Raw genomic sequence first — 22392 nt, 5'->3', positions numbered from 1 at the left:
CTGAACCCCCCACCCGTCCGACCCCCGCCCCGCCTGAAACCCCGCCCCCGCCCCCGCCGCCAACGTCCCGAACCAAGATCCACCGCAACCGGTCTGCAGTTTCGGGGAAACTGCAGCTATCTACGACGCGATAGGTGCAGTTTCCCCGAAACTGCGAGGCGGGCCGCTTTGCCGACGTGAGGCGGGCCGCTTTGCCGACGTCGGGTCGCCCGCCGGCAGCGGGAGTGGGCGGACGCCCCCTGGGTGGACAGCCCGGGGCGGCGGTGGGGCGGGGTTCTGGGGTTTGACGGGTCGGGTGTTCGGGTGATCCGGCGGCGGTGGGTTCGGGCCGCGGAGGCAGCGGCTACCCTTACCAAGGCCGCCTTCGGCCCTTGAATCTGACGAACTCGACCATTGGGGATGTTGCGCTGTGTTTGACACCCTGAGCGACCGGCTCTCCGGCATCTTCTCCAAGCTGCGGAGCAAGGGCCGGCTCACCGACGCCGACGTGGACGCCACCGCCCGGGAGATCCGGCTGGCGCTACTGGAGGCGGATGTCGCCCTGCCGGTGGTGAAGGCCTTCATCTTCCGGCTCAAGGAGCGGGCGCGCGGCGCGCAGGTCTCGCAGGCGCTCAACCCGGCCCAGCAGATCATCAAGATCGTGCACGAGGAACTGGTCGCCATCCTCGGCGGGGAGGCGCGGCGGCTCCAGTTCGCCAAGCAGCCGCCCACCGTGATCATGCTGGCCGGTCTGCAGGGTTCCGGTAAGACCACCCTCGCGGGCAAGCTCGCCCGCTGGCTCAAGGCCCAGGGCAACCAGCCGCTGCTGGTCGCCTGCGACCTCCAGCGCCCCAACGCGGTCAACCAGCTGCAGGTGCTCGGCCAGCGTGCCGGCGTCGAGGTGTACGCGCCGGAGGCCGGCAACGGCGTCGGCGACCCGGTGCAGGTCGCCAAGGAGTCGATCGAGCACGCACGCCGCCACATGCGCGACATCGTGATCGTCGACACCGCCGGCCGGCTCGGCATCGATACCGAGATGATGGCGCAGGCCGCCGCGATCCGCGACGCGGTCAACCCGGACGAGGTCATCTTCGTCATCGACGCGATGGTCGGCCAGGACGCCGTGGCGACCGCGGAGGCGTTCCGCGACGGCGTCGGCATCACCGGTGTCGTGCTCTCCAAGCTCGACGGCGACGCCCGCGGCGGCGCCGCGCTGTCCGTGCGTGAGGTCACCGGCCAGCCGATCCTGTTCGCGTCCACCGGCGAGAAGCTGGAGGACTTCGACGTCTTCCACCCCGACCGGATGGCCAGCCGCATCCTCGGCATGGGCGACGTGCTGACCCTCATCGAGCAGGCCGAGCAGGCCTTCGACGAGGAGCAGAAGGAGAAGATGACGGCGAAGCTGCTCGGGGGAGAGCAGTTCACGCTGGAGGACTTCCTGGACCAGCTGATCGCCGTACGCCGGATGGGGCCGATCGCGAACCTGCTGGGCATGATGCCGGGCATGGGCCAGATGAAGGACCAGCTGGCCGAGCTGGACGACAGCCACTTCGACAAGGTCACCGCGATCATCCGCTCGATGACCCCGGGCGAGCGCACCACGCCGAAGATCCTCAACGGTTCGCGCCGGGCGCGCATCGCCCGGGGTTCCGGGGTCACCGTCACCGACGTGAACCAGCTGCTCAACCGCTTCGAGCAGGCGCAGAAGATGATGAAGCAGATGGGCGGCATGATGGGCCTGCCCGGTGGCGGCCGCCGCAAGGCGACGAAGTCGCCCAAGAACAAGCGCAAGGGCACCAAGAGCGGCGGCGGCCCGCGCGGCGGCTTCCCGGCTGGTCTGCCGGGCATGGGCGGCGGCATGCCGCAGCTTCCCCCGGGCATGGACCCGGCCGCGCTGGAGCAGCAGATGGGCATGGGCGGCGGCGGCAGCCCGTTCAAGGCTCCGAAGCTCGACTTCGGCAAGCTGATGAAGGGCGACGACAAGGACAAGGACAAGTAGTCCCGCGCCGCACAGGGTTTTTGAAGATCGCCACCTCAGGGTCCGCAACCGGTCACCCCCCGACGCCGGGCCTGAGGTGGCGATCTTCGTCTGCATGGGATCGATGCATGCAGTCGGGGAGGCGCCGACACAGTTGCTGACTGCCATCACTCAGCTGTGTCGACGCCCCGCGCCTGGTTCAATTATCGAACATATGTTCGAACAAAAGCAAGGGACCCCTCTCGATCCACTGCTGCATTAACCTCGTCCGGGTGACCCCCGAAGAGATGATGGACGCGGCGCTGGCCGTGGCCGAGGACGGTCTTGCCGCAGGTGAGCTGCCGATCGGCGCGGTGGTGTTGCTGGGCGACGAGATCGTAGGGCGGGCGTACACCCAGGAGCGGGCGCTGCGGCGGCGGATCGTGCATGCCGATCTGCTGGCGATGGACGCGGCCGACCGGGTGCTCGGCTGGCGGAAGCGAGAGCACCCGCTGCGGCTGGCGGTGACGCTGGAACCGTGCGTCATGTGCCTGGGCGCGGCCATGACGCTGGGCGTCACCGAGATCGTGTACGCCCTGGAGTCCCCGGGTGACGGCGCGGCCGTGCTCGGCACCTGGCGTCCGGAGACCGGCGACCTACCCGGATATGCCGTCCCCGTGCTGGTCGGCGGGGTGCGCCGGGCCGAGGCTCGTGAGCTGTTCAGGCGTTACTGCGACCAGGCTCCGGACTCGGGAATGCGTCGCTGGGCCCGGACACTGCTGGACCGGCCGAACTGACGTCGCCCAGGGATGCGCGTAGGCGGTGCAGCTCGGCCTCGGTGCCGATGGCAGCCCGGTGCTCGGGATGGAATGTGTAGTGGTGCACGGCCGAGATCAGAAACGCCGTGTCGACATGGGAGAGGTCGACCGGCAGGTTGTGCCAGCGCACCCGGCCCGGCTGGACCTCGCGGACGTGGAAGGTCGTGTCGCCGGGCGCGGGTGGCGGCATGTCGCTCCGGGCGATCGTGTCCCACCGCACCTGCCTGCGTCGCCAGCCGCCGAGGACCAGGTGGTCCGGGGTGAGCCGAAGGACCGGTCCGGGACGCAGCGCGTCGGCGACCATCGTGCCGCCGGCCAGCAGCAGCACCACGCCGAGCGGCAGCATGAGGTCGTCGGTCAGCGGCTGCCTGCCGTGCGCGCCCGACTCGGTCACCGGCACCGCGAACGCCAGCATGCCGAACATGATGATCCGCCGACCCGAGAGCGCGGACACGGGCGCATCGAAGCCGCCGTCGCGTACCAGGAACGAAGCGGGGCGGCGCCGGTGGCGGCGGGCGAACCATCCGTAGACGGCGTACGGCAGCACCAGCGCTGCCGACAACGGCAGCAGGAAGCCGACGACCAGGGCGAGCAGGTAGTCGAGTCGCTCGGGACCGTACGCCTCCCACAGGAAGGGCTGCGCCTGCCGCAGCAGTACCCCGACGGCCAGCAGCACGACCGCGATCTGGCGGAACGGGGGCAGGGGCGACATGGCGCACACCCTAATCGCAGTGATCCAGTGTGTGGCACAGTGCCTGCATGGCTACGGCGCTGCATGTGCGGGGCGTGGTGCTCCCCGACGACGAGGTACGGGACCTGTGGCTGGTCGGCGACCGGGTTTCGCTGACCCCGGTGCCCGGGGCGCAGACGGTCTCCGACGGCGGCTATGTGCTGCCCGGCCTGGTGGACGCACACTGCCACATCGGCATCGCCTCCGGCGGGGCCCCGGTGACCAGCCTCGAGCAGGCGCGGGAGCTGGCCTTCGTCGACCGGGACGCCGGGGTGCTGGCGATCCGGGACGCGGGCTCGCCCTTCCCGTACGCCGAGCTGGACGACGCCCACGACGTGCCGCGACTGGCCCGCGCGGGCCGGCACGTCGCGCCGCCGCGCCGATATCTGCCCGAGATCGGGGTGGAGGTGCCGGCTGACCAGGTGGTCGCGGAGGTGACCCGGCAGGCGGCCGCGGGCACGGGCTGGGTGAAGCTGGTCGGCGACTGGATCGACCGTGACCGCGGCGACCTCGCGCCGGCCTGGGACGAGGCGACGCTGACCGCGGCGGTGGCCGCGGCGCACGCGGCCGGGGCGCGGATCACCGCGCACTGCTTCGAGGAGTCCAGCGTCGCGACGCTGGTACGCGCGGGCATCGACTGCGTCGAGCACGGGACCGGCCTGTCGACCGACCTGCTCGGCGAGATGGCGCGCCGGGGCACCGCCCTGGTGCCCACCATGATCAACATCGAGACGTTCGGGCACATCGCGGAGCGGGCCGAGGCGAAGTTCCCCGGATACGCCAAGCACATGCTGGCGCTGCGGGACCGGTTTCCGGCGGTGGTGTCCGCGGCGCACGAGGCCGGGGTGCCGATCTACGTCGGCTCCGACGCGGGCGGCGGCATCGCGCACGGGCTGGCGGCACAGGAGATGCTGCGCCTGCACGCGGCCGGCATGTCCGCGTCCGACGTGCTCGCCGCCGGTTCCTGGCGGGCCCGCGACTGGCTGGGCTTCCCTGGCCTGACCGAGGGCGGCCTGGCCGACCTGGTCGTCTACGCCGAAGACCCGCGTCGTGACCTGCGCACCCTGCTCGCCCCGCAGCGCATCGTCCTGCGCGGCCGCGTCATCGCCTGACCCGCGTCATCGCCTGACCCGCGTCATCGCCTGACCCGCGCCGCGCCCTGCCCGCGCGGTCCTGTCCGCGTCGTGGGCGCATCATGATCGTTCGACCTGCCGGGCAGGTGTGCGTATCTTGAGCGCGCTTTCGCCCATGTGCCAGGCAAGTCGGGCGATCTTGAGCACATCGGGCGGTGCGGGGTGGCGGGACACGGGCGGGCTGGGGGGAGCGGGTCGGGCGCGGGTCAGTAGGATGACCCGCTATGGCGCGTGTGCTCACTCCCCGGGCGGAAGACTTTCCCCGCTGGTATCAGGACCTGATCTCCAAAGCTCAGCTGGCCGACAACGGCCCGGTCCGGGGCACCATGGTCATCCGACCGACGGCTTATGCCATCTGGGAGCGGATGCAGGCCGACATGGACTCCCGGATCAAGGCGGCGGGCGCGGAGAACGCGTACTTCCCGCTGTTCATCCCGGAGAGCTACCTCAAGCGCGAGGCCGAGCACGTCGAGGGCTTCTCTCCCGAGCTCGCGGTGGTCACCCACGGCGGCGGCAAGCAGCTGGCCGAGCCGGTCGTGGTGCGCCCGACCAGCGAGACCGTCATCGGCGAGTTCATGGCCAAGTGGGTCGACTCCTACCGTGACCTGCCGCTGCTGCTCAACCAGTGGGCCAACGTGGTCCGCTGGGAGATGCGCCCGCGGATCTTCCTGCGCACGTCGGAGTTCCTGTGGCAGGAGGGGCACACCGCCCACGCCACCGAGGCCGACGCCAAGGCCTACACCCTGAAGATCCACCACGAGGTGTACGAGCGCCACATGCGTGAGCTGCTCGCCATCCCGGTCGTGCTGGGCCGCAAGACCAACCGCGAGCGCTTCGCGGGCGCCACCAGCACGTACACGCTGGAGGCGATGATGGGCGACGGCAAGGCGCTGCAGATGGGCACCTCGCACGAGCTCGGCCAGAACTTCGCCAAGGCGTTCGACGTGGCGTACTCGTCTCAGGCCGGCACCCGCGAGCACGCCTGGACCACGTCCTGGGGCACCTCGACCCGCATGCTCGGTGGCCTGATCATGTGCCACGGCGACGACAGCGGCATGCGCGTCCCGCCGGCGCTCGCGCCCATCCAGGCGCTGGTGACCGTGGTCAAGGAGACCGACGGCTCGATCACCTCGGCCGCCCGCACGCTGGTCGAGGACCTGGCCGCGGCCGGGGTGCGGGTGAAGCTGGACGACCGGGTCGACACCCCGTTCGGCCGCCGCGCCGTCGACGCCGAGTTGAAGGGCTACCCGATCCGGATCGAGGTCGGCCCGCGCGACCTGGCCGAGGGCCGCGTCGTGCTGGTGCGTCGATTCGACGGCTCCAAGACCCCGCTGCAGCTCGGCGAGGCCGTCGGCGCGGTCACCGCCGCGCTGGAGGCCGACCAGAAGGCGCTGTACGACGAGGCCCTCGCCCGCCGGGAAGCGAACACCGTCGAGGTGTCCACTCTGGACGAGGCTCTCGAGGCGGCCGGCACCGGCTGGGCCCGGGTGCCGTGGTCCGCGGTGGGCGTCGACGGCGAGGCGCTGGCCAACGAGCGCGCCATCACGGTGCGCTGCCTGTTCCGGGCCGACGGCTCCGTCCCGGCCTCGCAGGACGAGCCCGACGTGGTCGCGATCCGGGCCCGCTCATACTGACCTGATCGACACGGAAGCGGCCCCCGGCAGGCTCCGGGGGCCGCTTCCGTCATCTCACGCGGCCGGTTGCTCCGGCAGGCGCGACAGGATCACGCCAAGTGTGTCCTTGATCTGCGACACGTCGGTCTTGAGGGCCGACACGTCGGTCTTCAGGCCGGTGACGTCGGTCTTCAGGCCGGCGACGTCGTCGTCCAGTGCCGAGAAGCGTGCGTTCATCTCGGCGCGGGTGTCCTCCAGATCGCGCCGCAGACCGGTCAGGTCGGACCGGTGCTGCTGGTGGTACACGGTGTGCCGCTCGAGCATCGCGGTGTGCTTGCGCTGCGTCTCGGCGATCTCGCCGACCTGCACGATGACCATGGTCGCATCCTCGTCGATCTTCTGGATGCGCTTGTGTTCGGCGTGCTGGTGCTGTTCGACGGGAATCGACATTCCCACGTCCTCCTGAGCGTGACTGCGATAGGGATACTCAGGAGCGGCCCCCACTCCCATCCGGTCCGGTAGTCCGGTGGTGAGCCGCCCATTCCGCTCTCCCATAGCGGCCGGGGGTGGTGCTGTGGTGCTGTCGCGACGGATCGACTCTAGTGTCGTACGACTTGGTCAATCAAGTTCTTCGCTAGGGTTGGCACATGCGTTTCGAACCCGGACGGGTGATCCTGCACCGCCACTTCCACGGCCACCGGATCGGCCTGCTCAAGACCGCCGTGGTCGCCGCCGACGACGAGCAGGGCCTGCTGCTGTGGGTGCCCCGCGGCGCGCCGATGCTGGACCGGCTCGCGGTCGACCGGCGCGGCCTGCGGGCGATGCCGTTCTCGGAGTGGATCGAGACGGAGACGAAGCTCTGGGAGGTCACCTGGTCGGGCCCGAGCCTGCTCAAGTGGCTGCCACGTGGCGAGGACCACTCGGTGTGGTTCTTCCGCGACGACGACGGCCGGTTCACCAAGTGGTACGTCAACCTCGAGGAGTCCGGGACACGCTGGGACGACGGCGGCGTGGCCGGGGTCGACATCGTGGACCAGGACCTCGACATCGTGGTCGCCCCCGACCTGTCCTGGCGCTGGAAGGACGAGGAGGAGTTCGCCGAGCGCCTGGCGTACCCGCGGCACTACTGGGTGGCCGACGGCGAGGCGGTGCGGGCCGAGGGCGAGCGGGTGGTCAAGCTGATCGAGGCGGGCGCGTTCCCGTTCGACGGCACCTGGTGCGACTTCCAGCCCGACCCGGCCTGGACGGTGCCTGCCGAGGTGCCCGCGGGCTGGGACCGCCCGCGCATGCGGGCTTGACCGCCGCTTCGTGGCCGTGATCGCCGCCTCGCCGCCTTGATCGCTGTCTCGTGTCGAAAAGCCAGGTCAGCACCCAGATCTTGGCACCGGACAGCGACCATGCCCCGGTGTCGAGGTCGGCGGGGCCGCGGCGGCGTGGCCGGGCCGGTAGGGTCGCGGCGCATGTACTTCGAGACGGGGCAGACCGTGCTACGGCGGTGCTGGCGCGGCGGGCGGATCACCTTTCTCCAGGCCACCACGGTGGTCGAGGACAGCGAGCGTGGGCTGCTGCTGTGGCTGCCTGCCGGCACGACGTACTGGCGGATCATGACCGAGGACGGCCGCAGCCACCACGACGGCACCCTCGACGAGCTGGGCCCGGACGCGGTCCTGCGCCCGCTGGTCTGGGCCGGCAACGACCTGCTGATGTGGCAGCGGCCGGGGGAGCCCTGGTCGGTGTGGTGGTTCTTCCCGGGCGGGGAGTTCGGCAGCTGGTACGGCAACCTGGAGGACCCCTTCGTCCGCTGGCGCGACGGGGACGTGTGCGGGGTCGACTTCGCCGACAACGCCCTCGACGTGCTGATCCAGCCGGACCTGAGCTGGCGCTGGAAGGACGAGGACGAGCTTGCCGCGAGGACCGGCCACGCGGGTTACTGGGACGAGGCCGGCGCGGCCCGGATCCGGGCGGACGGCGCGCGGCTCATCGAGATCGCCGAGGCGGGGCGGTTCCCGTTCGACGGGACCTGGTGTGATTTCCGTCCCGATCCCGCCTGGCCGGTGCCGCGGCGCACAGCGGGTTGGGCCCGCCCGCGTGCGATCCGTCCCGTTCCGTCTGGCACAATGACTAGCTGATATTCGGTGCGTTTCCGGCTGCCCTCTAACTTCCGGGGCGCGGCGATGTCTCGAGCAACGGAGCCCGGCAACCCCACGCAGGGCGATGGCGCTCACCTCAATCCCACAGGAGTGTAAAACCGTGGCCGTTCGTATCCGGCTTCTGCGGATGGGCAAGATCCGCAACCCGCAGTACCGCATCGTCATCGCCGACTCGCGCACCAAGCGCGACGGCAAGGCGATCGAGTACGTCGGTATCTACCAGCCGAAGGAAGACCCTTCGATCATCGAGGTCAAGTCGGACCGGGTGCAGCACTGGCTGTCGGTCGGCGCGCAGCCGAGCGAGTCCGTGATCGCCATCCTCTCCAAGACCGGCGACTGGCAGAAGTTCAAGGGCCTGCCGGCCCCGCCGCCGCTGCTGATGGCCGCGCCGAAGGCCGACCGCAAGGCGACCTACGAGGCCGCCGCCCAGGCTGCCGCGGGCCTCGAGCCCGCCAAGGCCGCCCCCGCCAAGAAGGCCGCGAAGGCCGAGAAGGCGGAGAAGCCGGCGGCTGTCGAGCCGGTGGCCGAGGCCAAGGCTGAGGAGCAGACTGTTGCGGCCGGCGACGACCAGCAGAGCTGACGCCGCGCTCCGGCCCGCGCTGGAGCACCTCGTCAAGGGCATCGTGGACCACCCGGACGACGTCCGGGTGCGTATGGTCGACAACCGCCGCGGGCCGCGGCTGGAGGTCCGGGTTCACCCCGAGGACCTCGGCACGGTCATCGGCCGTGGTGGTCGCACCGCACGGGCCCTGCGCCAGGTGGTCGGCTCGGTCGGCGGCAAGGGCATCCGTGTCGACATCGTCGACGCATTCTGACGGCGGATCAGCATTCACATGCTTCTGATCGTCGGACATGTCATGCGCGCGCACGGCATCCGGGGCGAGGTCCTGGTGCATCCGCGCACTGACGAGCCCGCGTTGCGTTTCGCGGTGGGCTCGACGCTGGTCGTCGAGCCCGCCGTGGCGGGACTGCCGGGCACACTCACGGTGGAGGAGGCGCGCCCGCATTCGGGCGAGCTCATCGTCACCTTCGCGGAGATCACGGACCGCAACACGGCCGAGTTGGCCAAGAGCGCGGTCCTCAACGTCGACTCCGCGGAGGTCCCCGCACCGGAGGACCCGGACGAGTTCCTCGACCACCAGCTGGTCGGGCTCGACGTGGTCACCGTCGGGGGCGAGCCGCTGGGCAAGGTCACCCGCATCGACCACGCTCCCTCGTCGGACCTGCTGGTGGTACGCATGCCCGACGGCCGCACCGGCCTCATCCCGTTCGTCAGCGCCATCGTGCCCGAGGTGGACGTGCCCGGCGGGCGGATCGTCGTCGACCCGCCCGGTGGGCTGTTCGACCTGTGACGGGGCCCGTTTTGCGCGTCGACGTCGTCAGCATCTTCCCCGAGTACTTCGCCCCGCTGGAGCTGTCGCTCATCGGCAAGGCGCGCACCACCGGGGTCCTCGACCTGCACCTGCACGATCTGCGCAGCTGGACGCACGACGTGCACCGCACCGTGGACGACACCCCGTACGGCGGGGGACCGGGCATGGTGATGCGGCCCGAGCCGTGGGGCCAGGCTCTCGACGAGCTCGTGCCGCAGGACACCCCGGCGCGGCTGGTGGTGCCGTCGCCGGCCGGCGCCCCGTTCACCCAGGCCACCGCGTACGAGCTGGCTGCCGAGCCGCACCTGGTCTTCGCATGCGGCCGCTACGAGGGCATCGACCAGCGGGTGCTCGACCACGCCGCGGAGCGCATGCCGGTCAGCGAGGTGTCGCTGGGCGACTACGTGCTCTTCGGCGGTGAGGTCGCGGTGCTGGTGATGCTGGAGGCGATCACCCGGCTGATCCCGGGGGTGCTCGGCAACGCCGACTCGCTGGCCGACGAGTCGCACGCGCACGGGCTGCTGGAGACGCCGGTCTACACCAAGCCGCAGTCGTGGCGCGGGCACGACGTGCCCGACATCCTGCGCTCCGGCGACCACGGGAAGATCGCCCGCTGGCGGCGCGACCAGGCACTGCTGCGTACCGCCACCCGCCGCCCGGACCTGCTGGCCGCGCTGGACCCGGCCGCGCTGGACAAGCGTGACCTCGCTCTACTCGACGAGGCTGGATTTCCGGCCCACCCGGTCGATGTGGCAGAGTAGAGGGGTTGCCGTCCGCGGACGGTGACGTATGCCGTCCGTCGGGCACGCCGTGCGCGACGACGAGGACCCAAGCCACACCTCCACCGTGCGGCATTCGCCTGGGTCAGTATCGCCCACACGCGTATCGGCAGCCGATGCGCTGAGATTCAAGGATGCAGCGATGAACACGCTGGACGCACTTGACGCCGCTTCCCTGCGGACCGACCTCCCGATGTTCCGCGGCGGTGACACCGTCAAGGTGCACGCCCGGGTCGTCGAGGGCAACCGGTCCCGTGTGCAGGTCTTCCAGGGCGTCGTGATCCGTCGCCAGGGCTCGGGCCTGCGTGAGACCTTCACGGTCCGCAAGCTGAGCTTCGGCGTGGGTGTCGAGCGCACCTACCCGCTCCACGGTCCCGCCATCGACCGGGTCGAGGTCGTGACCCGTGGTGCCGTGCGCCGTGCCAAGCTCTACTACCTGCGTGACCTTCGCGGCAAGAAGGCGAAGATCAAGGAGCTGCGCGAGGCCAAGGTCTCCTGAGACCGCACCATCGACGCTCGCGGGCGGTGACCTCTACGGGGGGCGCCGCCCGTTTCGTGTACCCACTGGTTTGTTAAAGCTCGCTATCACTGGCTGAACGGGACTCCCGAAAAGTTCTCTGTTCTTCTAGGCTTGCGGCCGACATCAAGTGGCGAACTTCACGAGCGGCGGCAGTTGTGGCACTCCTCCCCACCAACAGGGCATCCCACGACGACGGGTTCACGGGCGAGCAGTGGAAGAAGCGCCGCCGCCGTAGCCGCCGTGGGCGCAAGGGCATGCCGCTGTGGCAGGAGCTCCCGCTCCTGCTGGTGGTGGCGTTCTGCCTGGCGGTCCTCATCCGCACCTTCCTGATGCAGGCGTTCTACATCCCCTCCGGTTCGATGGAGGACACCCTGCTGGTCGGCGACCGCGTGCTGGTCAACAAGGTGGTGTACGAGTTCCGCGACCCCACCCGCGGCGAGGTCATCGTCTTCAAGGGCCCCGACAACTGGGCGCCGGAGAACGGCGCGGACCCCGACGCCGGCTTCTTCTCCAAGCTCGGCCGGACCGTGGGCGACCTCGTCGGCATCAGCCAGCCCGGGGAGAAGGACTTCATCAAGCGCGTCATCGGCCTGCCCGGGGACCGGGTGTCCTGTTGCGACGTCGACGGTCGGATTTACGTCAACGGCGTCCCCATCGACGAGCCGTACGTGATCCGCAACTCCCCGCGCGGCGAGGCGGGCGACAAGACCTGCAACTCGCGTGACTTCGACGAGGTCATCGTCGAGCCCGGCATGCTGTTCGTGATGGGTGACCACCGCCTGGTGTCGCAGGATTCGCGCTGCCAGGGACAGGTGCCGATCGACGACGTCATCGGCAAGGCGATGGTGGTCGCGCTGCCGTTCAGCCGCTGGGGCTCGGTCGCCCACCAGGAGGTGTTCGACAAGGTGCCGGACGCCGATCTGGCCGCCGGCGCCGCCCGACCGGCCTCCGGCGAGTCGGTGTCGGTGGTCCTGCCGCTGCTGCTCGGGGCGTTCGTGGTACGCCGCAGGCTTACACGCGGTGAGGCAACACAGCACGGGTGATCGTTGTTTTCAGTTTCGCCGCGTAGGCTCCGTGCGTGATTGACGAGCAGACCAAAAGCAGCAAAGGGTCGTTCTGGCGCGAGCTGCCGATCCTGCTGGGTGTGGCCATCATCGTGGCATTCCTGGTGCGGCAGTTCGTGGTGCAGACGTTCTTCATCCCCTCCGGGTCGATGGAGCACACCCTGGACCTCGACGACCGGGTGCTGGTCAACAAGCTCGTCTACGACTTCCGCACGCCGGAGCGCGGCGAGATCATCGTGTTCGTGTCACCCGAAAGCTGGCGTAACACCCCGGAGCACGAGGATTACATCAAGCGGGTGATCGGCGTGCCCGGCGATCGTGTCGTGTGCTGCGATCCGCAGGGACGCATCCAGGTGAACGGCCACCCGCTCGACGAGCCGTACGTGTACCCGGGCAACAAGATGGCGCCCGAGGACTTCGACGTCACCATCCCCGAGGGCCGGCTGTGGGTGATGGGCGACCATCGCGAGGCCTCGGGCGACTCGCTGGCCAACTACAACAACCACGGCCAGAACATCGAGGAGGCCACGATCCCGGTGGACTCCGTGATCGGGCGGGCCTTCGTGCTGTTCTGGCCGTTCAGCCGGACCACCTGGCTGACGGTGCCGGACACGTTCGCGGGTGTGCCGGAGCCGGCGTCCGGAGGCTGACACAGAGTAGAGCCGGGGGTCACCGGGCGCGCGGGGGCCGCGTAGGCTCCGGCGCATGATCGACGACGAGAAGAAGCCGCGCAGCGGCCGGGGATCCTTCTGGAAAGAACTGCCGGTCCTGCTGGTGGTGGCCCTCGTCGTCGCCCTGCTGGTACGGCAGTTCGTGGTGCAGACGTTCTACATTCCCACCGGGTCGATGGAGCAGACGCTGCTCGTCGACAACCGGGTGCTGGTGAACAAGCTCGCCTTCGAGTTCGGTGAGCCGGAACGAGGCGAGATCATCGTCTTCAAGGCACCGCTGAGCTGGCGCAGCTCCACGGAGCAGGAGGACTTCATCAAGCGGGTGATCGGCGTGCCCGGCGACCACGTCGTCTGCTGCGACGCGCAGGGCCGGATCACCGTCAACGGGCAGCCGCTGGACGAGCCGTATGTCTACCCGGGCAACAAGGCGGCCCCGCAGCCGTTCGACATCACGGTGCCCGCGGGCCGGGTGTGGGTGATGGGCGACCACCGCGAGGCCTCCGCCGACTCGCTGGCCAACTACAACGGCCACAACCAGGACATCATGCAGGCGACGATCCCGCTGGACGCGCTCGTCGGGCGGGCGTTCGTGCTGTTCTGGCCGTTCGACCGGGCCACCTGGCTGACCGTGCCGGAGACCTTCGAGGCCGTGCCGGATCCGTCGCCCGGCAAGTGAGCCCGCCGCGCCCGGCGTGTGCCGGTCCGGCCGCACGAATTAGGCTGCATGACATGCAGGTGGAGCCCCGGCCGAGGCGGGCCGGACGGGTGCTGTTGGTGGACGCGGCCGGACGGGTGCTGCTCTTCCGCGGCAGCGACCCGACGGCCCCCGACGTGTACTACTGGTTCACCCCCGGTGGCGGCCTCGACGACGGCGAGACGACCGCGCAGGCGGCCGCCCGTGAGCTGTACGAGGAGACCGGCCTGGCCGTGCCCACGGCCGAGCTGGGCCCCGCGGTGCACTCGGAGGTCGCGCTGTTCTCGTTCGACGGCGTCTCCTACCGCCAGGAGCAGGACTTCTATCTGGTACGGGTGCCCGAGTGGCGCGTCGACACCAGTGGCTTCGACGAGGTCGAGCAGCAGTGGGTGCACGCCCACCACTGGTGGAGCGTGCCGGAGCTGCGGGAGACCGGCGAGATGATCTACCCGGCCGACCTGGTCGCGGTGCTGGACGGCGCGGGGGTCGGCCCGTGCTGAGCCCGTCGCGCCCGGTGCTGCGCGTGGACGGCGGCGTCTACGCCCTGGAGCGCGCGCTGCAGCGGCGCGGCTTCGCGGTGGTGGCCGGAGCCGACGAGGCGGGCCGGGGCGCCTGTGCGGGGCCGCTGGTGGCCGCGGCGGTGGTGCTGCCCGACGCCAAGCGGGCCGAGATCGAGGGCCTGACCGACTCGAAACTGCTCACCCCGGCGACCCGCGACCGGATCTTCGACGTGGTGAAGGCCACCGCGTCGGCCTACGCGGTGGTGGTCGTCGGTCCCGACGAGATCGACGCGCGCGGGCTGCATGTGTGCAACGTGGCGGCGATGCGGCGGGCGCTGGCCGCGCTGTCGACGCGCCCGGCGTACGTGCTGACCGACGGCTTCCCGGTGGACGGGCTGGGCGTGCCGAACCTCGCGGTGTGGAAGGGCGACCAGGTCGCGGCATGTGTCGCGGCGGCCAGCGTGCTGGCGAAGGTGTCGCGCGACCGGATCATGACACAGCTCGATATGGTGTATCCGCAGTACGGGTTCGCGCTGCACAAGGGGTACAGCACCGCCGAGCACCAGGCGGCGCTGGAGGAGCACGGGCCGAGCCCGGTGCACCGCCGCTCGTACCAGAACGTGGCACGGGCGGAGCGGGGTCGCGTCGGGCCGCGTGGGGTGATCGAGCTGACGGCGTCGACCGGCCTCCGTGGCTAAACGCGCGCCGCTGGGCGCGGCGCGGTACGGTTCATCGGCAGGATGTGGGCCGCAGGAGGGCGAACGATGAGCGCAGAGGATCTCGAGAAGTACGAGACCGACATGGAGCTGCAGCTCTACCGGGAGTATCGCGACATCGTGCGCCAATTCTCCTACGTGGTGGAGACGGAGCGCCGGTTCTATCTGGCCAACCAGGTGGACCTGCATGTGCGCAACTCCGACGGCGAGGTCTACTTCGAGGTGGAGATGCACGACGCCTGGGTCTGGGACATGTACCGTCCCGCCCGGTTTGTGAAGAATGTCCGAGTAATGACCTTCAAGGACGTCAACGTCGAGGAGCTGGAGAAGCCCGACATCTCGCTGCCCACCGAGGGCGGATTCTGAACGTCCGGCCCTAGCACACCGGGCACGTGATCGGGCGGTTGTCCCCAACCGCCCGGTTGTCCACAGGCGCGCCCGGCAGCCCGTCGCGAGACGGCACCGCCGTCCGGCACGCTGCCGCCGTGAGTACGACCATCGCGCCCATGGCGGCGCTACTGCTGATCATCGGTGTCATCCCGCCCGCACCCGCCGTAAAGGCCATGGCGGCGGGTGCCGCCTCCTCCGCGTCGATCCCCCAGGCTGGTGCGGCCGGAGGCGCCAAGTCCCCGGCCGGGGACGTTTCTCTCGAAAGCCGAATCCGGATGGTCGCGCCGACACGTGCGCGCCCGCAGCCGAACCGCCTGACGGCCGAGCTGCGGGCCCCGAACGGCTGGCGGTGGCCGTTGACGGGCACGCCGCACCTGGTCCGCAGGTTCGACCCGCCACCGCAGCCCTGGCTCCCCGGCCACCGCGGCGTCGACCTGGCCGCGGCCGCGGGCTCGCCGGTGCTGGCCGCGAGTGCCGGAACCGTCGTCTACGCAGGCATGCTGGCCGGCCGCGGCGTCGTCAGCGTCGACCATCCGGGTGGCCTGCGCACCACCTACGAACCCGTCGAACCGCTGGTCGAAGCCGGTGATTCCGTCGCCACGGGCACTCCGCTGGGCACGCTCGCCGCCGGGCACGCGGGCTGTCCGACGGCCGCCTGCCTGCACTGGGGCCTGCGGCGCGGCGGCGTCTACCTCGACCCGCTGGCAGTGCTCGGGCTCGGCCGGGTGCGGTTGCTGCCCGGCGGCACCCACAGCCCGGTGGCGATCCCGTTCAGCCGCGCAGCAGGCCCGGCAGCCCCGCGGCGAGCCGCTCGTAGTCGGCGGCGCTGTTGTAGATCTGGGCGCTGATCCGCAGGAAGGCGCGGTCCCGCCACCACATCACGTTGGGCTCGACCCCGAGCTCGACGCTGATCCTGGTGCGCAGCGCGGCAGTGTCGGCGAAGCCGCGCGCCGCCCCCGTCGGCAGCGGAAGCAGCCGCATGGGCACTTCCGGGCCCGGCTCGGGCAACGCGTCCGGGTCCAGGCCCAGGGCCTGCCCGAGCACCCGCTGGCCGTACGCGGCGAGGGCGACGTTGTGCCGCTGGATCGTGTCGAAGCCGTAGCGGTCGAACACGTCGAGCCCGGCCGGCGCGGCCAACCAGGGGCTGTGGTCGAGGGTGCCCTGCTGCTCCAGGAACAGCGGGAAGCCGTCCGGCTGGGAGTGCGACACCACCAGCGGCACCATCCGGTCCCGCCAGTCCGGGGCCACCTGCAGCAGCGCGGTCCCCGGCGGCGCGAACGCCCACTTGTGCAGGTTGCCGACCCAGAAGTCGGCGGCCAGGCCGGCCACCGGGCGGGCCAGCATGCCGGGCGCGTGCGCGCCGTCGACCAGCAGCGGCACGCCCCGATCGCGCAGCGCGGCGGCGATCGTGTGCACCGGGTGCCGCTGCGCGGTCGCCGAGGACACCTGGTCGACGATGACGAGGCGGGTGCGCGGGCCGACCCGGTCCAGCACCGCGGCGACCGTGTCAGCCTCGGACGCGCCCAGCTCGACCGGAACGGTCACCACGCGCACCCCGCGCCGCCGGTGCTGATCGTCGACGGCCAGCTCGACGGCGTGGTAGCCGTGGTCGGTGACCACGATCTCGTCGCCCTCGCCCGGCGCGACCGCCGCCAGCACCAGCGCGGTGCCGGTGGTGGCGTTGGCGACGAACGCGCTGCCCGCGGGATCCGCCCCGCAGAACGCGGCCGCGGCGGCCCGTGCCGCGGCCACCCGCTCCCACAGGTCTGCGGTGACGAACCGGGTGGGATTCGCGTCATGCTCGTCGATCAGCCGCTGCCGGGCCTGACGCACCGGCACCGGGACCGCGCCGAACGAACCGTGGTTGACATGCGCGACGGCCGGGTCGAGCGCGAACAGCTCGCGGGCGCCGTCCAGCGGGGCCGGGGGATCACCGATCATGTACCCGGAGTCTAGGCCGTCCGCCCGGTCCGCAGGGGCCTCGCGAATCCGCCGCCGTGCTCGCGCAGGTGTCCGCGCAGCGCCAGGGACGGCAGGATCGCGAGCGCGGCCCGCAGGGACACGCCGGCGTCGGCGGCGATCTGCTCGGGATACGCCCCGCCGCGCCGCGGCACCGCGTCCACCAGCTGCCGCTCCACCGGGTCCAGCGCATCCAGCGGGCGGTCCGCGCCGCGGGGCACCGGGGCCAGCTCGCCGATGCCGCCGACCTCCTCCAGCACCTGCTCGACGGTGGCGACCGGCCGCACCGGCTCGTGCGGCTCGCGGCGCAGCTCCTCGTGGCAGCCGACGGACATCTCCGAGGTGATTGGGCCCGGCACGGCCATCGCGGCGCGGCGCAGCTGCCGGGCCCGGCGCAGGGTCTGCCGGGCCCCGCTGCGGGCGGCCGCCTCGACCAGCACCGTGCCCCGCGACAGTGCGGCGATGACCCGGTTGCGCACCAGGAAGCGCACCTTGAACGGCGCGGTGCCCGGCGGCCACTCGCTGATCAACAGGCCCTCCTCGGCGACCTGGTCGAACAGGGCGGTGTTGCTCAGCGGATACGGCCGGTCCACGCCGCAGGCCAGCACCGCGACGGTCACACCGCCCGCGGCCAGCGCGGCCCGGTGCGCGATCGCGTCGATGCCGTACGCGCCGCCGGACACCACCGACCAGCTCCGGTCGGCCAGCCCGTAGCCCAGCTCGGTCGCCGCGTGCGCGCCGTAGACGGTGTTGGCCCGTGCGCCGACCATGGCCACGGACCGCTCGACCGCGTCGTCGAGCCGGTGCGGTCCGCGCAGCCACACACACTGCGGCGGGTACGTGTCCCGGTCGATCGTGTTCGGCCCGTCGACGCTGATGTGCCGCAGATCGGCCAGCCGCACAGGCCATTCGCCCGACTCGGGCGTGAGGATGCGTACGCCCAGCCGGTCCGAGCGCTCCCACAACCGGGCAGCGAACTCCGCGGGCGGGCGGCCGTGCAGGCGCAGCGCCGCCGCCTCGGCCAGCGGCCCGTCCTCGTGGCCCTTGACGAGCCGGTCCAGCGCCTCGACCGGCCCGTACGCGGCGACCAGCTCGTACAGGCGGCGGCTGCCCGGCTCGACCAGGCTGCCCAGCACGATGCGGGCGTCGCGGACCGCCTGGTCGTCCGTGGAGCCGGTGGGGATGTCGAGGATGTTCATGTCGTGCCTCCATTGCGCAGGGTGAGGGCGATGTTGATCTCGTCCTTGCCGGGCCGGTCCAAGCCGGCCAGGTCACTCAGGGTCCAGGCCATACGCAGCACCCGGTCGTGGCCGCGGGCGGACATGTCACCGGTGTCCAGTCGGCGGCGCAGCCCCTCGGTGACGTCGTCGGGCAGCCGCCAGCGGCGCTGGCGCAGCACGGTGCCGGGCACCTCGCCGTTGCAGCGCGCGCCCAGCCCGGCCCAGCGCGCCGTGGCCGTCGCCCGCGCCGCGGCCACCCGCTGCGCCACCACGTGCGAGGACTCGCGCATGGACGAGTCGGTGAACAGGTGGGCCGCCTTCAGCGGCGGCAGCGTCAGCTGGATGTCGATGCGGTCCAGCAGCGGCCCGGAGATGCGCCCCAGGTAGCGCCGCTTCACCTGCGGGGTGCAGGCACACCCGGCGTCGCCGGCCGGCCGGGCGCACGGGCACGGGTTGGCCGCGAGCACCACCTGCACCTGCGCCGGATACACCACCACGCCGCGCGAGCGGCCCAGCGTGACGACCCCGTCCTCCAGAGGCTGGCGCAGCGTGTCCAGCGCCTGCCGGGTGAACTCGGGAGCCTCGTCGAGGAACAGCACACCCCGGTGCGCCAGCGACAGCGCGCCGGGCCGGGCCAGCCCGCTGCCGCCGCCCACCAGCGCCGGCACCGAAGCGGTGTGGTGTGGCGCCTGGTAGGGCGGCCTGCGCAGCAGCGGCTCACCCGGCGCGAGCACCCCGGCGATCGAGTGCAGGGCGGTGACCTCCAGCGAGGCCTCGTCGTCCAGGCGAGGCAGCAGCGAGGGCAGCCGCTGCGCCAGCATCGTCTTGCCCGCGCCGGGCGGGCCGAACAACGCCAGGTGATGCCCGCCCGCGGCGGCCAGCTCCACGCCCAGCCGCCCCGTCTCCTGGCCCGCGACGTCGGCCAGATCGGGCTCCGGCCCGCCCGGCCTGGGCAGCGCGTCCGGCGGTTCGAGCAGGGCGCACCGGCCGCGCAGGAAGCCGATCACCCGGCCCAGGGTGTCCGCGGCCAGCACCCGCATCCCGGGCACGAGCGCCGCCTCGGCGGCATTGCCGACCGGCACGACCGCTTTGGTGATGCCCTGCCCGGCGGCCGCGGCCACCATCGGCAGCACTCCGCGTACCGCGCGCACCGAGCCGTCCAGGCCCAGCTCGCCCAGCACCAGCACGTCGTCGAGCCCGGCCAGGGGCAGGGTGCCGGTGCCCCCGAGTATCGAAAGTGCGATGGGAAGATCGAAAGCCGATCCGCGTTTGCGAAGGTCCGCGGGGTCGAGGTTGATGGAGATGCGCTGCTGCGGCCAGCGCTCGCCAGAGTTGGTGATCGCTGCGCGCACCCGCTCGCGGGCCTCGTTGAGCGCCGTGTCGGGCAGCCCGCTCAGCACCACGACCGGCAGCCCCGCGGCCAGGTCGGCCTCGACCCGCACGAGCTGCCCGGTGACCCCTTCCAGCGCGGCGCACAGCACCATCGCGTAGCTCATCGAGTCCCTCCGCTTCGCTGCGGGTCTCGATGAGGCCTGTGCCTGCCGGGTCGCTCGCTGCGCTCGCTCATCGAGCCCCTCCGTTCTGCTCGTGCACGTCAGAACGCGCCGCGGATGTGGTCGACGACCGGGTCGGCGCCGTGCCGGGCGTACACGCTGACGACGTCGAAGCGGACCTCGGCGGGGCGTATGCCGCTGACCGCCAGCCACTGGGCGGCCAGCTGCCGCAGCCGCCGGACCTTGGCCCTGGCCACCGCCTCGGCGGGTGTGCCGTATGTCGCACCGCGGCGGGTCTTCACCTCGCAGAAGACCACCGCGTCGCCGTCGCGCGCGACGATGTCGATCTCCCCGGCCGCGCACCGCCAGTTGCGGTCGAGCAGCACCATGCCCGCGTCCAGTAGATGGGCCGCGGCCAGGCGTTCTCCCCAGGCGCCGAGGGCCTGTGTCACCTTCGTCATGGGCGCCGAGCCAACACGGTGGGCGGGCCGGATCGCACGGCGTCAGGGCCGTCGGCTGTGGACGGTGGGCCGCTTGTGGATATGCGCCTGATCATGTGGTTGATCTGTTAAGGCGGCCGCTTGTTGGCGCGAAGGTGAAATCTGCTCTACGGTGGGCGGCCGTGGACGGACATGACGACTTCGCCGACTGGCCGAACTCTTTTCGCGAGCAGCGCGGCGGCCGGGACGACCGGCGCGCACCGGACCAGTACGCATACGACTTCGATGGGGAATCCCGCGTGCCGGCACCCCGTTCCGGCGACAGCCGTTACGCCTCGCTGGCCGACCTGAGCGCAGGTCCCGGGCCTGGCGGCGGCCGCGACGACCGTGACTGGGACCGTGGCGGGGACCGCTACCAGGCTCCGCCGGACCCGGACTTCGCGCCCCGCGGCCAGCGCTCCGGGCAGCCGCTGCCGCCCCCCGACCCGGACTTCGTCCCGCGCGGGGCCCGCCCGGGCGCGCCGCTGCCCCCGCCGGACCCGGACTACGCGCCGCGCGGCCAGCGTCCGGCCGAGCCGATGCCGGACATCGACTTCGCCCCGCGAAGTCCGCGCGAGCGGGGCCCCGTGTCGCCGCCCGCGCTGGCGGGCCCGCCCATGGGCAACCCTGACCCGATCCAGCAGCCGACCTCGACCGTCGACGCGGCCGCGGTGCGCCGCTCGGTCGCCGAGTCCGACGGGCTCTACCGCAGCAAGCGGCCGGCCCTGCTGGTGGCGTTCTGGGCGCTCGCCGGGTTCGGCGAGCTGATGATGCTGCGCCCGCTGCTGGCGGGCCTGTTCCAGACAGAGGCCGGGCTCGTGCTGGCGCCGCTGCTGGCGATGACGGCCTTCCCGTTCCTCGCGCTCGGCCTGTATGCCCTGACCACGGGCGCGGCCACCGCGGTGCAGTTCCAGGGCCCGCGGGTCTGGCTGCGTACCCCGCTGGCCTATCTGCTGGTGGGTGCGGCGCTGATGTTGGCCGCGGCCACCGCCTCCTAGCGGTCGCCAGGCGTTGAGCGGTGTCCCGGGCGAGGGTGACCCGGGGCACCGCGTACACTTGGGTATCGCGACCACTTCACGTGGTCGACTTCGCGCGCCCTCCCGCCTGTAGTCAGGCAGGGCGGCGGCCTCCCTGGTCCCCGTTCGCGGGGTTCCACCATGGCCGACGACCGGGCGCCAGGCGGCAGCCGCCGGCTGCCGGTTCAACCAGGGAAAGCACGGGCCTGCGTCCGTGCCGAGAGATAGGCCTACACATGGCTGTAGTCAGCATGCGCCAGTTGCTGGAGAGCGGCGTTCACTTCGGGCACCAGACCCGTCGCTGGAACCCGAAGATGAAGCGCTTCATCTTCACCGAGCGCAACGGCATCTACATCATCGACCTGCGCCAGACGCTCGAGTACATCGAGAAGGCGTACGCGTTCGTCCGCAACACCGTCGCCGAGGGCGGCACCGTGCTGTTCGTCGGCACGAAGAAGCAGGCCCAGGAGGCCGTGGCCGAGCAGGCCGCACGCGTGGGCATGCCCTACGTCAACCACCGCTGGCTGGGCGGCATGCTCACCAACTTCCAGACGGTGTACAAGCGGCTGCAGCGGATGAAGGAGCTGGAGTCGATCGACCTGACCGGCACCGCCGCGGGGTACACCAAGAAGGAGACCCTGCAGCTGTCGCGGGAGAAGACGAAGCTCACCAAGACCCTCGGCGGTCTGCGGGACATGACCAAGCTGCCGTCGGCGGTCTGGATCGTGGACACCAAGAAGGAGCACATCGCCGTCGACGAGGCCCGCAAGCTGGGCATCCCGGTGATCGCGATCCTGGACACCAACTGCGACCCGGACGAGGTCGACTTCCCGATCCCGGGCAACGACGACGCGATCCGCTCGGCCGAGCTGCTGACCAAGGTCATCGCGACCGCGGTGGCCGACGGCCTGATCGCCCGCTCGGGCAAGGCCGCGCGTGGCGGCGACGTGAAGCCGGAGCCCGGCACCGTCGCGGCCGACGAGCCGATGGCCGAGTGGGAGCAGGAGCTGCTGGCCGGGGACAAGCCGGCCGCCGAGGCTCCGGCCGCCGAGGCCCCGGCCGCCGAGGCCGCTCCGGCCGAGACCGCGCCCGCCGCTGCCGCTGAGTGATCCGCTGTCACACGGTGCGGGTCGACGAC

General features: G+C 71.5%; 26 protein-coding genes. 20 read left to right on the top strand and 6 right to left on the bottom strand.

From position 1 onward, the window contains the following. The first annotated feature begins 409 nt into the window (after positions 1 to 409). Positions 410 to 1978, top strand: coding sequence for a signal recognition particle protein (gene ffh, locus FLL47_RS03840; RefSeq protein WP_144118988.1), 1569 nt, complete (start codon positions 410 to 412; stop codon positions 1976 to 1978). A 251-nt stretch (positions 1979 to 2229) separates the two neighbouring features. After that, positions 2230 to 2733: a nucleoside deaminase gene (locus tag FLL47_RS03835; RefSeq protein WP_222105948.1), complete on the top strand. Its 504-nt coding sequence runs from the start codon at positions 2230 to 2232 to the stop codon at positions 2731 to 2733. Here FLL47_RS03835 and FLL47_RS03830 read toward each other — a convergent pair. Continuing rightward, positions 2657 to 3466, bottom strand: a complete 810-nt coding sequence (locus FLL47_RS03830; protein ID WP_144118987.1) for a hypothetical protein — start codon at positions 3464 to 3466, stop codon at positions 2657 to 2659. The two genes, FLL47_RS03835 and FLL47_RS03830, sit on opposite strands and share 77 nt — an antisense overlap. A 47-nt stretch (positions 3467 to 3513) precedes the next feature. Here FLL47_RS03830 and FLL47_RS03825 point away from each other — a divergent pair, with 47 nt between their 5' ends. Then, entirely contained in the window at positions 3514 to 4596 is a 1083-nt protein-coding gene (locus FLL47_RS03825; protein WP_144118986.1) for an amidohydrolase family protein, read from the top strand. A 245-nt stretch (positions 4597 to 4841) separates the two neighbouring features. Further along, a complete protein-coding gene (gene proS, locus FLL47_RS03820; protein ID WP_144118985.1) occupies positions 4842 to 6251 on the top strand; it encodes a proline--tRNA ligase in 1410 nt (469 codons plus the stop codon). 54 nt (positions 6252 to 6305) lie between these two features. Here the strand turns inward: proS and FLL47_RS03815 are convergent, their stop codons facing one another. Continuing rightward, the gene (locus FLL47_RS03815) at positions 6306 to 6740 is read right to left on the bottom strand and encodes a hypothetical protein (RefSeq protein WP_144118984.1); all 435 of its coding nucleotides are present in this window, start codon (positions 6738 to 6740) and stop codon (positions 6306 to 6308) included. 137 nt (positions 6741 to 6877) lie between these two features. Here FLL47_RS03815 and FLL47_RS03810 point away from each other — a divergent pair, with 137 nt between their 5' ends. From FLL47_RS03810 to FLL47_RS03745, 14 genes are all read left to right on the top strand, one after another. Further along, positions 6878 to 7528 (top strand): ribonuclease FAU-1 family protein, encoded by a 651-nt coding sequence (locus tag FLL47_RS03810; protein ID WP_144118983.1) that lies wholly within the window; start codon positions 6878 to 6880, stop codon positions 7526 to 7528. Positions 7529 to 7690: 162 nt separating this feature from the next. Next, the gene (locus tag FLL47_RS03805) at positions 7691 to 8359 is read left to right on the top strand and encodes a ribonuclease FAU-1 family protein (RefSeq protein WP_144118982.1); all 669 of its coding nucleotides are present in this window, start codon (positions 7691 to 7693) and stop codon (positions 8357 to 8359) included. A gap of 121 nt (positions 8360 to 8480) precedes the next feature. After that, the gene (gene rpsP, locus FLL47_RS03800) at positions 8481 to 8960 is read left to right on the top strand and encodes a 30S ribosomal protein S16 (RefSeq protein WP_144119042.1); all 480 of its coding nucleotides are present in this window, start codon (positions 8481 to 8483) and stop codon (positions 8958 to 8960) included. Continuing rightward, entirely contained in the window at positions 8932 to 9195 is a 264-nt protein-coding gene (locus FLL47_RS03795) for an RNA-binding protein (RefSeq protein ID WP_144118981.1), read from the top strand. Before rpsP ends, FLL47_RS03795 begins: the two co-directional genes overlap by 29 nt. An 18-nt stretch (positions 9196 to 9213) precedes the next feature. Then, complete coding sequence (gene rimM, locus FLL47_RS03790; RefSeq protein WP_144118980.1) at positions 9214 to 9732, top strand: ribosome maturation factor RimM; 519 nt, start codon at positions 9214 to 9216, stop codon at positions 9730 to 9732. An 11-nt stretch (positions 9733 to 9743) separates the two neighbouring features. Beyond that, a complete protein-coding gene (gene trmD / locus FLL47_RS03785) occupies positions 9744 to 10514 on the top strand; it encodes a tRNA (guanosine(37)-N1)-methyltransferase TrmD (protein WP_144119041.1) in 771 nt (256 codons plus the stop codon). 160 nt (positions 10515 to 10674) lie between these two features. Then, positions 10675 to 11031, top strand: coding sequence for a 50S ribosomal protein L19 (gene rplS, locus FLL47_RS03780; RefSeq protein ID WP_144118979.1), 357 nt, complete (start codon positions 10675 to 10677; stop codon positions 11029 to 11031). A 176-nt stretch (positions 11032 to 11207) separates the two neighbouring features. Continuing rightward, positions 11208 to 12095 (top strand): signal peptidase I, encoded by an 888-nt coding sequence (gene lepB / locus FLL47_RS03775; protein ID WP_246157476.1) that lies wholly within the window; start codon positions 11208 to 11210, stop codon positions 12093 to 12095. 35 nt (positions 12096 to 12130) lie between these two features. Further along, positions 12131 to 12766 (top strand): signal peptidase I, encoded by a 636-nt coding sequence (gene lepB / locus FLL47_RS03770; RefSeq protein ID WP_144118978.1) that lies wholly within the window; start codon positions 12131 to 12133, stop codon positions 12764 to 12766. Between the two features lie 55 nt (positions 12767 to 12821). Beyond that, positions 12822 to 13463, top strand: a complete 642-nt coding sequence (gene lepB / locus FLL47_RS03765; RefSeq protein ID WP_144118977.1) for a signal peptidase I — start codon at positions 12822 to 12824, stop codon at positions 13461 to 13463. Between the two features lie 53 nt (positions 13464 to 13516). Further along, positions 13517 to 13981, top strand: coding sequence for an NUDIX hydrolase (locus tag FLL47_RS03760; protein WP_144118976.1), 465 nt, complete (start codon positions 13517 to 13519; stop codon positions 13979 to 13981). Further along, positions 13975 to 14679 carry a ribonuclease HII gene (locus FLL47_RS03755; protein ID WP_144118975.1) on the top strand — a complete coding sequence of 235 codons (705 nt, stop codon included), beginning with the start codon at positions 13975 to 13977 and terminating at the stop codon, positions 14677 to 14679. Before FLL47_RS03760 ends, FLL47_RS03755 begins: the two co-directional genes overlap by 7 nt. Positions 14680 to 14745: 66 nt before the next feature. Next, positions 14746 to 15063, top strand: coding sequence for a DUF2469 domain-containing protein (locus FLL47_RS03750; RefSeq protein WP_020523399.1), 318 nt, complete (start codon positions 14746 to 14748; stop codon positions 15061 to 15063). Between the two features lie 140 nt (positions 15064 to 15203). Continuing rightward, a complete protein-coding gene (locus FLL47_RS03745) occupies positions 15204 to 15935 on the top strand; it encodes a murein hydrolase activator EnvC family protein (RefSeq protein ID WP_144119039.1) in 732 nt (243 codons plus the stop codon). Here the strand turns inward: FLL47_RS03745 and FLL47_RS03740 are convergent. From FLL47_RS03740 to FLL47_RS03725, 4 genes are all read right to left on the bottom strand, one after another. Next, positions 15859 to 17028: an aminotransferase class V-fold PLP-dependent enzyme gene (locus FLL47_RS03740; protein WP_144118974.1), complete on the bottom strand. Its 1170-nt coding sequence runs from the start codon at positions 17026 to 17028 to the stop codon at positions 15859 to 15861. The two genes, FLL47_RS03745 and FLL47_RS03740, sit on opposite strands and share 77 nt — an antisense overlap. 11 nt (positions 17029 to 17039) lie before the next feature. Further along, complete coding sequence (locus FLL47_RS03735) at positions 17040 to 18245, bottom strand: DNA-processing protein DprA (protein ID WP_144118973.1); 1206 nt, start codon at positions 18243 to 18245, stop codon at positions 17040 to 17042. Further along, positions 18242 to 19762, bottom strand: a complete 1521-nt coding sequence (locus FLL47_RS03730) for a YifB family Mg chelatase-like AAA ATPase (RefSeq protein WP_144118972.1) — start codon at positions 19760 to 19762, stop codon at positions 18242 to 18244. Before FLL47_RS03730 ends, FLL47_RS03735 begins: the two co-directional genes overlap by 4 nt. Before the next feature lie 98 nt (positions 19763 to 19860). Then, positions 19861 to 20220 (bottom strand): YraN family protein, encoded by a 360-nt coding sequence (locus FLL47_RS03725; protein WP_144118971.1) that lies wholly within the window; start codon positions 20218 to 20220, stop codon positions 19861 to 19863. A 161-nt stretch (positions 20221 to 20381) separates the two neighbouring features. On the opposite strand from FLL47_RS03725, the gene FLL47_RS03720 reads away from it, so the two are divergent. Continuing rightward, positions 20382 to 21236: a hypothetical protein gene (locus FLL47_RS03720; protein WP_144118970.1), complete on the top strand. Its 855-nt coding sequence runs from the start codon at positions 20382 to 20384 to the stop codon at positions 21234 to 21236. 254 nt (positions 21237 to 21490) lie between these two features. Beyond that, positions 21491 to 22363 (top strand): 30S ribosomal protein S2, encoded by an 873-nt coding sequence (rpsB, locus tag FLL47_RS03715; RefSeq protein WP_144118969.1) that lies wholly within the window; start codon positions 21491 to 21493, stop codon positions 22361 to 22363. Positions 22364 to 22392: the final 29 nt, after the last annotated feature.

This window comes from Catellatospora sichuanensis, assembly GCF_007483665.1.
GTDB classification, from domain to species: domain Bacteria; phylum Actinomycetota; class Actinomycetes; order Mycobacteriales; family Micromonosporaceae; genus Catellatospora; species Catellatospora sichuanensis.
The sequence above is the reverse complement of the archived record's forward strand: the minus strand, read 5'-3'. Positions and strand labels throughout refer to the sequence as shown.

Excerpts from the sequence above, each read along its gene's own strand:
- FLL47_RS03830 (WP_144118987.1), bottom strand. The coding sequence starts at position 3,466 with ATGTCGCCCCTGCCCCCGTTCCGCCAGATCGCGGTCGTGCTGCTGGCC.
- FLL47_RS03825 (WP_144118986.1), top strand. The coding sequence starts at position 3,514 with ATGGCTACGGCGCTGCATGTGCGGGGCGTGGTGCTCCCCGACGACGAG.
- proS (WP_144118985.1), top strand. The coding sequence starts at position 4,842 with ATGGCGCGTGTGCTCACTCCCCGGGCGGAAGACTTTCCCCGCTGGTAT.
- FLL47_RS03815 (WP_144118984.1), bottom strand. The coding sequence starts at position 6,740 with ATGGGAGTGGGGGCCGCTCCTGAGTATCCCTATCGCAGTCACGCTCAG.
- FLL47_RS03810 (WP_144118983.1), top strand. The coding sequence starts at position 6,878 with ATGCGTTTCGAACCCGGACGGGTGATCCTGCACCGCCACTTCCACGGC.
- FLL47_RS03805 (WP_144118982.1), top strand. The coding sequence starts at position 7,691 with ATGTACTTCGAGACGGGGCAGACCGTGCTACGGCGGTGCTGGCGCGGC.
- rimM (WP_144118980.1), top strand. The coding sequence starts at position 9,214 with ATGCTTCTGATCGTCGGACATGTCATGCGCGCGCACGGCATCCGGGGC.
- rplS (WP_144118979.1), top strand. The coding sequence starts at position 10,675 with ATGAACACGCTGGACGCACTTGACGCCGCTTCCCTGCGGACCGACCTC.
- lepB (WP_144118977.1), top strand. The coding sequence starts at position 12,822 with ATGATCGACGACGAGAAGAAGCCGCGCAGCGGCCGGGGATCCTTCTGG.
- FLL47_RS03760 (WP_144118976.1), top strand. The coding sequence starts at position 13,517 with ATGCAGGTGGAGCCCCGGCCGAGGCGGGCCGGACGGGTGCTGTTGGTG.
- FLL47_RS03750 (WP_020523399.1), top strand. The coding sequence starts at position 14,746 with ATGAGCGCAGAGGATCTCGAGAAGTACGAGACCGACATGGAGCTGCAG.
- FLL47_RS03745 (WP_144119039.1), top strand. The coding sequence starts at position 15,204 with ATGGCGGCGCTACTGCTGATCATCGGTGTCATCCCGCCCGCACCCGCC.
- FLL47_RS03740 (WP_144118974.1), bottom strand. The coding sequence starts at position 17,028 with ATGATCGGTGATCCCCCGGCCCCGCTGGACGGCGCCCGCGAGCTGTTC.
- FLL47_RS03735 (WP_144118973.1), bottom strand. The coding sequence starts at position 18,245 with ATGAACATCCTCGACATCCCCACCGGCTCCACGGACGACCAGGCGGTC.
- FLL47_RS03730 (WP_144118972.1), bottom strand. The coding sequence starts at position 19,762 with ATGAGCTACGCGATGGTGCTGTGCGCCGCGCTGGAAGGGGTCACCGGG.
- FLL47_RS03725 (WP_144118971.1), bottom strand. The coding sequence starts at position 20,220 with ATGACGAAGGTGACACAGGCCCTCGGCGCCTGGGGAGAACGCCTGGCC.
- rpsB (WP_144118969.1), top strand. The coding sequence starts at position 21,491 with ATGGCTGTAGTCAGCATGCGCCAGTTGCTGGAGAGCGGCGTTCACTTC.